The 10,001-nt window shown below is 64.2% G+C and carries 10 protein-coding genes; 5 read left to right on the forward strand and 5 right to left on the reverse strand.

Annotated elements, in window-relative coordinates; all coding sequences use genetic code 11:
• Positions 1 to 108 precede the first annotated feature (108 nt).
• From EOD15_RS20585 to EOD15_RS20595, 3 genes are all read right to left on the reverse strand, one after another.
• Complete coding sequence (locus EOD15_RS20585) at positions 109 to 1,458, reverse strand: glucoamylase family protein (protein WP_127320094.1); 1,350 nt, start codon at positions 1,456 to 1,458, stop codon at positions 109 to 111.
• A gap of 212 nt (positions 1,459 to 1,670) precedes the next feature.
• Positions 1,671 to 2,423, reverse strand: a complete 753-nt coding sequence (locus tag EOD15_RS20590) for an SDR family NAD(P)-dependent oxidoreductase (RefSeq protein ID WP_127320092.1) — start codon at positions 2,421 to 2,423, stop codon at positions 1,671 to 1,673.
• 132 nt (positions 2,424 to 2,555) lie between these two features.
• On the reverse strand, positions 2,556 to 3,365 hold the full coding sequence (locus tag EOD15_RS20595) for an IclR family transcriptional regulator (protein ID WP_127320090.1): 810 nt from the start codon (positions 3,363 to 3,365) through the stop codon (positions 2,556 to 2,558).
• Positions 3,366 to 3,552: 187 nt separating this feature from the next.
• On the opposite strand from EOD15_RS20595, the gene EOD15_RS20600 reads away from it, so the two are divergent.
• From EOD15_RS20600 to EOD15_RS20620, 5 genes are read left to right on the forward strand one after another with little or no spacing between them, the layout of a single operon-like run.
• Positions 3,553 to 4,566, forward strand: coding sequence for an ABC transporter permease (locus EOD15_RS20600; protein WP_127320088.1), 1,014 nt, complete (start codon positions 3,553 to 3,555; stop codon positions 4,564 to 4,566).
• Positions 4,566 to 5,408 carry an ABC transporter permease gene (locus EOD15_RS20605; protein WP_127320086.1) on the forward strand — a complete coding sequence of 281 codons (843 nt, stop codon included), beginning with the start codon at positions 4,566 to 4,568 and terminating at the stop codon, positions 5,406 to 5,408. Before EOD15_RS20600 ends, EOD15_RS20605 begins: the two co-directional genes overlap by 1 nt.
• A gap of 3 nt (positions 5,409 to 5,411) precedes the next feature.
• Positions 5,412 to 6,488, forward strand: a complete 1,077-nt coding sequence (locus EOD15_RS20610) for an ABC transporter ATP-binding protein (RefSeq protein ID WP_127320084.1) — start codon at positions 5,412 to 5,414, stop codon at positions 6,486 to 6,488.
• Positions 6,485 to 7,516 (forward strand): dipeptide ABC transporter ATP-binding protein, encoded by a 1,032-nt coding sequence (locus EOD15_RS20615; RefSeq protein WP_127408778.1) that lies wholly within the window; start codon positions 6,485 to 6,487, stop codon positions 7,514 to 7,516. Before EOD15_RS20610 ends, EOD15_RS20615 begins: the two co-directional genes overlap by 4 nt.
• 35 nt (positions 7,517 to 7,551) lie before the next feature.
• The gene (locus EOD15_RS20620; protein ID WP_127322880.1) at positions 7,552 to 8,823 is read left to right on the forward strand and encodes a CaiB/BaiF CoA-transferase family protein; all 1,272 of its coding nucleotides are present in this window, start codon (positions 7,552 to 7,554) and stop codon (positions 8,821 to 8,823) included.
• 105 nt (positions 8,824 to 8,928) lie between these two features.
• On the opposite strand, the gene EOD15_RS20625 is transcribed toward EOD15_RS20620, so the two are convergent.
• Together EOD15_RS20625 and EOD15_RS20630 are read right to left on the reverse strand one after the other, a co-directional pair.
• On the reverse strand, positions 8,929 to 9,567 hold the full coding sequence (locus tag EOD15_RS20625; protein ID WP_127322881.1) for a class II aldolase/adducin family protein: 639 nt from the start codon (positions 9,565 to 9,567) through the stop codon (positions 8,929 to 8,931).
• Positions 9,567 to 10,001: nucleotide-binding domain containing protein (locus EOD15_RS20630; protein WP_281035569.1), on the reverse strand; the 435-nt coding region annotated here is incomplete at its 5' end. The genes EOD15_RS20625 and EOD15_RS20630, both read right to left, overlap by 1 nt.

Below are 10,001 nucleotides of genomic sequence, written 5' to 3' on the forward strand. Positions count from 1 at the left end.
ATATTGTAGGGATCGTCCGGCTGCGGGTTCTTCCAGTGCGGCGGATGGGCGCCCTTGATCAGCTCGATGTCGTTGTGATCGACAGGAAAGGCGGTAGTCCTGGTCCGGTCACGCGACATCGCCGCCACCCGACGCCGGGCTTGCTGGCTGAGACAGCCAGCCGCCATTGAACCCGGCCTTCCGCAGGCCGTTGCGGATGTGTTGATTTGACCGCATCAGTCTCCAGATCAACCCTGACCGATGGTTCTCGATCATCATCACCACGATGCCTTGATCCAGCCCATAGTGGCCTTCCGACACCCAGCCGTGCCTCCCGAATTTACGCCGGTTCGCCAATGTCGGGTTGAAACCGCTCGGCAGTCGGAAATTACCGATCACCTCGGGGTAGCGATCACCGAGATGGCGCAACGCCGCCAGGCAGATCTCCGGGGCGAAAGGCAGTGATGCCGGATAGGACCAAGGCGCGATCGTCCCGTCATCGGGCCCGAACGGCGCGCCGCGCGCGGCATAGCCGGAAAACCGCCGGCGCTGTCGCTCCACGCTGGTGCGAAAACCGCCTGGCCCGTCGCCCGCCGAAAGACCCCAAAGGTTCTCGTCGTAGCCGCCATAGCCGTAAGGGTTGTGGCGTGCATAGTCGCGGTGCAGATAGGTCGAGCGGCGGCTGTTTTCGAAATAGTCCGAGTTCTTCTCGCGCATGAAGGCGTCGCGGATGCCGGCGAAATCGATCCAGGCATGCGAGAACTGGTGCATGAACAGCGGACCGCCATACAGCACGTCGTAGCCGTAGATGTTTTCCCACTGATAGGTCGCCGTCCAGCCCTCATAGCTGTTGTCCGAGGTCGGGCTGTCGGGCGAAGCCATCGACAGGATGTAGAGGATCGTGGCTTCGTTGTAGCCCTCCCAGCCATAGTGGAGAAAGCCGCTCTTCGGCTTCCAGCCTTGTCGCAAGGTCGGGCTTGAGCCTAGTGCCCACCGCCAGTCGACGCGCCGGTAGAGCGCCTCGGCCAGTTGGCGGATTTCTGCTTCCTCGTCATCGTCACCGGAGAAATAGGCGCCCGCCACCAGCATGCCCGATATCAGCAACGCCGTATCCACCATCGACAGTTCGCAGCGCCAGACGCGCAGGCCGGTCCGCATATCGAGGAAATGGTAGTAGAAACCCTTGTGGCCGGTGACGTCGTCGCTATGGCCTTGCGGGCTGGCCGAGAAGAAGCGCAGCGCGGCCAGCGTCAGCTTCGCGGCGGCATCGCGCGCCATCCAGCCGCGCTCGACGCCGATCGGGTAGCAGGACAGCGCGAAGCCGACGACAGCGATGCTGGCCGGCGAATTCGGCCGCGACGTGTCGGCGACCAATCCGTTTTCGGGGTTCACGTTCTCGAGGAAATAGTCGAAGGCGGCGCGCTGATAGCGGTCCAGAAGCTCGTCGTCGGACAGCGCGGCAGGCTCGGCTCTAAGCAAAGGAAACAAGCTCCCGCCGGATGGCTGCAACGCCCGTCAACCGCCAACCAGTTGCCCCGCACCGGCAGATCATCACGCATGCTGAACTGTCATGCCGCGTCATAGCTTTCCCGTATAGCTTTGTTGCGTCAACGTCGATTCGACGCCTGGGACTATACGCCCCTACGCTCCCGTTCGTTGCGTCGTCACGCGGAATTGAAATGCGTCCTGCCTCAGTAGGTGGCGCGGCCGCCGGAAACGTCGAATACGGCGGCGGTCGTGAACGAACACTCTTCCGAGGCAATCCAGCAGATCAGCGCCGCCACCTCTTCGACCTCGCCGAAGCGCGCCATCGGTATCTTGGACAGCATGAAGTCGATGTGCTCCTGGCTCATCTGCTTGAAGATAGCGGTGCGCACGGCCGCCGGTGTGACGCAATTGACCGTCACCTTGGTCTTGGCCAGTTCCTTGCCGAGCGACTTGGTCAGGCCGATCACCGCGGCCTTCGAGGTGCTGTAGGCGGAGGCATTGGGATTGCCTTCCTTGCCGGCGATCGAGGCTATGTTGACGATGCGGCCATAGTTGCGCTCGAGCATGTGCGGCACGAGCGCCTTGTTGCAGTAGAAGACGCCGTTGATGTTGATGTCGATGACCTTCTGCCAATCCTCGGCCGAATAGTTCCAGGTCGTCATGTTCGGCCCGGTGATCGCCGCACTGGTGACCAGGATGTCGACACCGCCAAGCGCTTCGATCGCCGACTGCTTGGCGCGTTCCACGCCGGCCGCATCGGCGACGTCGATAGCAACACCGTGGAGGCCGGGAAGGGTGGCTTTGGCCTGTTCGATCTGAGCCGGATCGCGATCCCAGACTGAAACCCGTCCGCCCTCCTCGACAATCCTCTGAGCCACTGCCAGACCGATGCCCGATGCGCCGCCGGTGATCACCGCCGCTCGACCGCTGAACCGCCCTGTAAAATTCATCGGCATCCTATTTTCCCCATCATCTCAACCCGATGGACGATGACGGCACACGACCGCCATACCATCGACTGCGACTGTGCGGTCACCATCAGGCGAGTTCAAGCCGGCATGCGAGGCCGATCGTCTGGGCCAATCCCGTTACCTGGGATTTCCCTCAAGCTCTCTGCCCAGCGCCTTCACCATCGCCACCAGCGCCGGTCCGATCTCGGCATGCGCGCGCTCTTCCGTGATGATTTCGCCGATGCCGCCGCAGGTGATGGCAACCAGCGGCGAGCCGTCACTCGGACGGAACGGCACGCCGACTGCATGGATGTAGCTGTGCCAGGCGCCGAACGACGTCACATAGCCCTTGTCTGCATACTGGGCGATCGCATCGTCGATCGCCGCCCCGATCATCGCCGCCCTGTCCGGCTCGGCCTCCTGCAAAGCCTCCACAAGGCGGGCACGCTCCTCGGATGAAAGTGCCGCCGCATAGGCCAGCCCCATCGATGTCTTCCAGATAGGCAGATAGGAGCCCGGGTTGAGGCGCAGCGTGACAAGGCTCTCCGACCGGCAATTGGCCAGATAGACCATGTTCAGGCTGTCGCGGGTGCCGAGCGCCACCGCCGCCCCCGTCAAATCGGCCAGCGGCTGCATCAGCGGCCGGGCGACGTGGACGACCGCACTGGAACTCAGTGCCGAATAACCCAGCGCCACGGTGGCTGGTCCCAGGCTGTAGCGGCCGAGGTCCTTGTCGTAGAGGAGATAGCCAAGCGCGCTTAGCGTATAGGTGATGCGCGAAACCGTGGCCTTGGGCAGGCCGGTGCGGGCAATGATGTCCTGATTGCCGAGCGAGGCGTCGCCCGGCCGGAAGGCGCGCAGGATGCCGAGCCCGCGCACCAGCGACGACGAAAGCTGCCCGCCTTCGCCTTCAAGCTCCGTCTCGTCCCTGGTGGCTCGCTTGCGCACGCTGCTGGTCTTTCTGGCGGCGTCGTCCGCCTGTCGGGCCGGTGCCGCCGGCGCAATCGATCAAAAATGAAATTAAATTCCATTTATATTGACAGGCGCTTTCCCCCACTGTCAATATGCTTCCCTCGATGGCATCTCCAAGCGCCCTGTGCCATCTTACGAAGCCCCTCCTTGTGAAGGTAGCCACGTGTCTCGCTATATTTTGCGCCGGCTTATCGCCATGCCGTTTCTGGTGCTCGGCATCGTCACCATCGCCTTCCTGATCACTACGGTGACCAAGGGCGATCCGCTGACCGCGATTGTCGCCGAACAGCAGATGAGCAACCCCGAAGTGGTGGCCGCCGCCAAGGCGCGCTGGGGTCTCGATCGTCCTTTGCCGGAACGCTATATGATATATCTCGGTAATCTGCTGAGCGGCGATCTTGGCACCTCCTTCATCACCAAGCGCAATGTCGGTACCGACATTCTCTACCGCTTGCCGGCAACTCTCGAACTGGTTTTCGCTGCGATGATCTTCGGCACCACGCTCGGCATCGTGCTTGGTGTGCTAGCCGCCTATTTCCGCAACAGCCTGATCGACCATGGGGCGCGGCTGTTCGCCTTGTTCGGCTCTTCGCTGCCGGTGTTCTGGTCGGGGCTCGGCCTGTTGTTCATCTTCTCCGTCATGCTGAACTGGCTGCCGGGGCCGGGCAGGGTCGATGCCCGCCTGGCATTGCCGCCCGGCATCACCGGCTTCCTCACCATCGATTCGCTTCTGGCTGGCGACTGGACCGTCTTCAAGGACGCGCTCTGGCACCTGCTTCTGCCGGCCTTCGTCCTCGGCTGGACGGTTTCCGGCACCATATCGCGGCTGGTGCGCGCCAACATGCTTGATGTGATGAGCCGCGAGTTCGTCCTCACCGCGCGCGCCAAGGGCGCGAGCGAAGCCCGCGTCGTCATCGTCCATGCGTTGCGCAACACCATGGTGCCGACCCTGACCGTCATCGGCTATTCCTTCGCCTATCTGATCACCGGCGCGGTGCTGACAGAAACCATCTTTTCCTGGCCCGGCATGGGCTCCTATGCCGTCGAGGCGGCGCGCGCGCTCGACTTCCCGGCGATCATCGGCGTCACCATCGTCGGCGGCCTCGCCTTCCTGGTCACCAACCTCATCACGGACATCCTCTACGTGGTGGCCAATCCGCGCGTGAGGTTGAGCTGATGTCGGCGGTCACAACCAAATCCCATTCCGCCGCTGTTCCTGAATGGCTGACCGCGCCATTGGTCATCGGCACGGTCGTCATCCTGTTCTGGCTGTTCATGACCGTCTTCGCCAATCTGGTCGTGCAATTCGATCCGCTCGAAATGGTGGCGCGCCGCTTGCAGCCGCCGAGCTGGGCGCACTGGCTGGGCACCGATGCGCTCGGCCGCGATGTCTTGAGCCGCACCTTGCACGGGGCGGCGCATTCGCTGCCGATCGCGGTTCTGGTTGTCGTCTCGGCCGTCGTTATCGGCTCGCTGCTCGGCGCCATTTCTGGCTTCGTCGGTGGCCTGACCGGCGCGGCGATCATGCGGCTTGTCGACGTGACATTGTCGTTCCCGCCTATGCTGCTGGCCATGGCCGTCGCGGCGTCGCTCGGGCCGGGCCTCGGCAATGCGGCCATCGCCATGGTGCTCGTCTGGTGGCCCGTCTACGCCCGGCTGATGCGGGCGCAGGTGCTGGAGGTGAAGGAGCGCGAGCATGTCGAGGCGGCGATCGCCGCCGGCGCCAGGCCGCGCCGCGTGCTGCTCACACACATATTGCCGCTTTGCTGGACCCCGGTGCTGATCAGCGCGACGATGGATCTCGGCCAGGTCGTGCTGCTTGCCGCGTCGCTCAGCTTCATCGGTCTCGGCGCCACGCCGCCGACGCCCGAATGGGGGTCGATGATCTCCGATGGCGCCGTCCATTTCTACCAATGGTGGATCGCTTTCGGTCCGGGCGTCGCCATCCTCACCATCGTGCTCGGCTTCAACTTCATCGGCGACGGCTTGCGCGACATTCTCGATCCAAGGTCGGATTAAGCGATGAGCGCACAGATATCTACAGCGCCGCCGGGTGCAGTCGACAAGGCGGGCAAAGGTGAGCCGCTGCTGTCCATACGCGGCCTGCGGGTCGGATTCCGGCGGGCCGGCAGTCACTTCGAAGCGGTGCGCGGCATCGACCTCGATGTCGCCAAGGGCGAGGTGGTCGGTATTGTCGGGGAGTCCGGCTCGGGCAAGTCCGTCGGCATGCTTGCCGCGCTCGGCCTCACATCAAAGAACGCGGTGGTCACAGGCTCGGTCCGCTTCAACGGCGACGAACTAGTCGGCAAACCGTCGCGCGAGATGCGCAAGATCAGGGGCGCGCGCATCGCCATGATCTTCCAGGACCCGCTGTCCTCGTTGAACCCGGTGATGACTGTCGGCGCCCAGATCGCCGAGGCGGTCAGGCTGCATCAGCGCGTGACCCGCAAACAGGCCATGGCGCGCGCGGTGGAATTGCTCCATCTGGTGGCGATCCCGCAGCCCGAACGCCGGGTCAACCAGTATCCACACGAATTCTCCGGCGGCATGCGCCAGCGCGCGGTCATCGCCATGGCCGTCGCCAACGATCCCGATTTGCTGATCGCCGACGAACCGACCACAGCGCTCGATGTGACGGTGCAGGCGCAGATATTGGCAGTGCTGCGTTCGTTGCAGGAGCGGCTCGGCCTTGGCCTGGTGCTGATTACCCATGATCTCGGCGTCGTCGCCGGTCATGCCGACCGCGTCGCGGTCGTCTATTCCGGCCGTGTCGTCGAACAGGCTGGCGTATCCGAGCTGTTCGCCGACCCGCGCCATCCCTATACGCGCGGCCTCATTGCCTCAATCCCCAATCTCGAGGAAAGCCGCGAGCGGCTGTTTTCGATCGATGGCTCGCCACCCGCACTTGGGCGCTTGCCGGGCGGCTGCGCCTTCCATCCGCGCTGCATCTATGCCGAGGCACGCTGCAGGACCGAGGATCCGCCTTTGCACGACATAGGCGGCCGCTTCTCGGCCTGCCATTTCGCGACGACCTTGCCGCCCTTCCATAGCGCCTCGCTGGCGGCGGCAGAACTGGACAGTGGAAGCATGGCCCCATGAGCGCAGTGGAGCAAACTCAAGTCGAAACCAAGCCGGCGGCAGCGCTTTCCGTGCGCCATCTTGTCAAGGATTTTCCGGTTCGCGGTGGCCTCGTCTTCGATCGCGCGGTTGCCCATGTGCGTGCGGTGGCCGATGTGTCCTTTGACTTGGCGCCGGGCGAAACGCTGGGCCTCGTCGGCGAATCCGGTTGCGGCAAGTCGACCCTCGGGCGCTGCCTGATGCGGCTGATCGAGCCGACCAGCGGCGAAAGCTGGTTCCGTGGCCAGAACCTGCTCGCGCTCAATCACGAAGACATGCGCCTGATGCGGCGCTACATCCAGCTGGTCTTCCAGGACCCGTACGGGTCGCTGCATCCGCGCATGCGCATTGCCGACAACGTCGCCGAGCCGCTGCGCATGAGCGACATGTCGGCGGCCGACCGCCGCGCGCGGGTTGCCGAACTGCTCGAACTCGTGCGGCTCAATCCCGATCACGGCAAGCGCTATCCGCATGAACTGTCCGGCGGCCAGCGTCAGCGTGTGGTCATCGCCCGCGCGCTTGCGCTCAACCCGCAAGTGGTGATCCTCGACGAACCGGTTTCGGCCCTCGACGTTTCGGTGCAGGCCGGCGTGCTCAATTTGCTCAGGGATATCCAGCAGTCCTTCGGCACATCCTATCTGTTCATCGCACATGATCTTTCGGTCGTGCGCCACATCTCGCACCAGGTCGCGGTGATGTATCTCGGCAAGATCGTCGAGATCGCACCCGCGGCCGAACTCTATTCGAGGGCGCTGCATCCCTACACGCAGGCGCTGCTGTCGGCGGTGCCGCTCGCCAATCCCGAGAAGGAGCGCAAGCGCGAGCGCATCGTGCTGACCGGTGACGTGCCGAGCCCGCTCAACCCACCATCTGGCTGCCGCTTCCGCACGCGCTGCTTCAAGGCACAGGCGATCTGCGCAGCCGTCGAACCGCCGCTCGATCCGGCTGGCGGTTCGCATCGCGTCGCCTGTCATTTTCCGGAGCCGGTCAACACGTTCAAGACTGTGTGATTGGCCTGCCGAATTCACCCGAAGGAATCTTGATCGTGACTGAGGACCATTCCGAGAATGCCGGTACGGCAGGATCCGCGCGCCTGCCGCTCGAAGGCATCAAGGTCCTCGATCTTTCGCGCGTGCTGGCCGGTCCATGGGCGACGATGAGCTTGGCTGATCTCGGCGCCGAGGTCTGGAAGATCGAGAACATCGACGGCGGCGACGACACCAGGGCGTGGTCGGTGCCGAGCTACAAGGGTGTCTCGACCTACTATCTCTGCGCCAATCGCGGCAAGCAAAGCATCGCGCTCGACATGAAGAGTCCGGAGGGGCTGTCGATCGTGCGCAAGCTGGCGGCGAAGGCCGACATCGTCGTCGAGAATTTCCGCTCCGGCACCGCCGAGCGCCTCGGCGTCGGCTTCAAGGAACTCAGCGCGTCAAACCCGCGGCTGATCTACTGCTCGATCTCCGGCTACGGCCAGACCGGACCCGATGCCGGACGGCCCGGCTATGATTTCGTCATGCAGGCCGAAAGCGGCCTGATGGCCATCACTGGCGAGAGCAATGGCGAGCCGATGCGCGTCGGCGTCGCCATCACCGACATCGTCTGCGGCATGGTCGCGACGCAGTCGATCCTGGCAGCGCTTTACGAGCGCGCGACGACCGGCAAGGGCCAGTTCCTCGACCTGTCGCTGATCGACTGCGCGCTCAGCCTGCTGATCAATGTCGGCAGCGGTTACCTCAACACCGGCCGCGAGGTCGCCCGCTACGGCAATGCGCATCCGACGGTTGTCCCCTATCAGATATTCGAGGCGTCCGACGGCGGCTTCGCGCTGGCGGTCGGCAATGACCGCCAGTTCGCGGCGCTGTGCGAGCGGGTCGTGCAACTCCCGCATCTGGCTAGGGATGCGCGCTTCATCAAGGCAGGGGCGCGCGCCACCAACCGCGAGGCTTTGATCCCCGAATTGGCGGCTGCCTTCAAGACCAAGCCACGCGACCACTGGATGGCAACCTGTGCCGCCGCCAGCGTGCCGGCCGGCACGGTAAAATCGATACCGGAAGTCTTCGATAGCCCCAATGTGCGCGAACGTGGCCTCGTCCAGACCTTGCCGCATCCGCATCTCGGTTCCGTCGCCATGGTGCGCCCGGCGCAGGGACTTGCCGCGCAGTTGACCGCCGACTTCACCGCGCCGCCGATGCTGGGCCAGGACACGCAAGCCGTGCTGGCCGACGTGCTCGGCTACAGCGCCGAGACCATCGACCAACTGATCGGCTCCGGGGCTGTCAGCGTCTATGCGCCTGCAGCCGAACCGATCCCCGCCTGATCTTCCACGGAACGTGGCAGCCCTCGTCTCGCATTTGCGGGTCGACGACTGAGTGGTTCTTCACTTCAAGAGCGCGAAGAGCCGTTCCCGGAATTGCTCGGCCGGCTACTTCTGCTGGCCGTAATTCTTGTACCGCCCCCGAATGGCGGCTATCTCGCTGCCCTCGATGAGCACCGGTGTACCGGCGCTGCGCGCCAGAAGGTATTGCCGCGCCAAGGTCTCGAGCTTGATGGTGCGGATGAGCGCCGTGTCGAGATCGCCGCCGAAAGCGATCATGCCATGATTGGCGAGCAGGCAGGCCGACCTGTCCTTGAGCGCGACGACGGCAACCTTGGCCAGTTCGCTTGACGCGAACAGCGCATAGTCCGAACAGCGCACATCATCGCCACCGAAACCAGCGACCATGTAATGGAACAGCGGCAGTCCCTCGCGCAGGCACGATAGCGCCACGCAATGGTCGGGATGGGCATGCACGACGGCACCGGCCTCGGGGAAAGCCTTGTAGATCTCGGCGTGCATTTCCCATTCGCTCGACGGCCGGAACGCCCCCTCCCAGCTGCCATCGAGTTGCATCGGCACCATCTGCTCCGGCCGAAGCGCGCTTGTAGCTATTCCCGTCGGCGTGATCATCATGCCGCTTGTCGTCCGCACGCTGATGTTGCCGGTGGTGCCGACATTCATCCCGCTGGCGTCCAGCGTCTGCGTCGCGGTGATCAGGCTGGCGCGTGCAGTCTCGGTGTCCATTACGATGCTTTTCCTGTGGTTGGCCGCATGACAGGTTTTGCCGGTGGCCATATATCGATCGCCGGCGCGACGGTGGTCGCCCGTGTCATGTCTTGCAGGACGTCGGCGAAAATATCCGGGCCGCCGAGCTTCCCCGATTTCAACATCAGCGCCAGCGGCTCGGATGGCAGGCCGGGGAGGTGGGCAGTGGCACGCGACAGTCCCGGCCCCTCATAGGCACCCATGGCGATGCGGTCGATGCCGAGCGCCTTGACCACCGAACCGGCGGTCTCGCCGCCGGCGACGACCAGCCGCCGCACACCGAGTTCGAGCACAAGAATGTGTGCAATCCCGGCCAGCATCTCTTCCGCCTTTGCCGCCACCGCGTTGCGGCCATGCGCCTGCTGCAGCGCTTCGACCGTCGCTTGCGGCGCCGTCGTGGCAATGGCGATCAT

The organism is Mesorhizobium sp. M7A.T.Ca.US.000.02.2.1 (assembly GCF_003996995.1).
Classification (GTDB): domain Bacteria; phylum Pseudomonadota; class Alphaproteobacteria; order Rhizobiales; family Rhizobiaceae; genus Mesorhizobium.

Excerpts from the sequence above, each read along its gene's own strand:
- EOD15_RS20590 (WP_127320092.1), bottom strand. The coding sequence starts at position 2,423 with ATGCCGATGAATTTTACAGGGCGGTTCAGCGGTCGAGCGGCGGTGATC.
- EOD15_RS20625 (WP_127322881.1), bottom strand. The coding sequence starts at position 9,567 with ATGGACACCGAGACTGCACGCGCCAGCCTGATCACCGCGACGCAGACG.
- EOD15_RS20610 (WP_127320084.1), top strand. The coding sequence starts at position 5,412 with ATGAGCGCACAGATATCTACAGCGCCGCCGGGTGCAGTCGACAAGGCG.
- EOD15_RS20605 (WP_127320086.1), top strand. The coding sequence starts at position 4,566 with ATGTCGGCGGTCACAACCAAATCCCATTCCGCCGCTGTTCCTGAATGG.
- EOD15_RS20615 (WP_127408778.1), top strand. The coding sequence starts at position 6,485 with ATGAGCGCAGTGGAGCAAACTCAAGTCGAAACCAAGCCGGCGGCAGCG.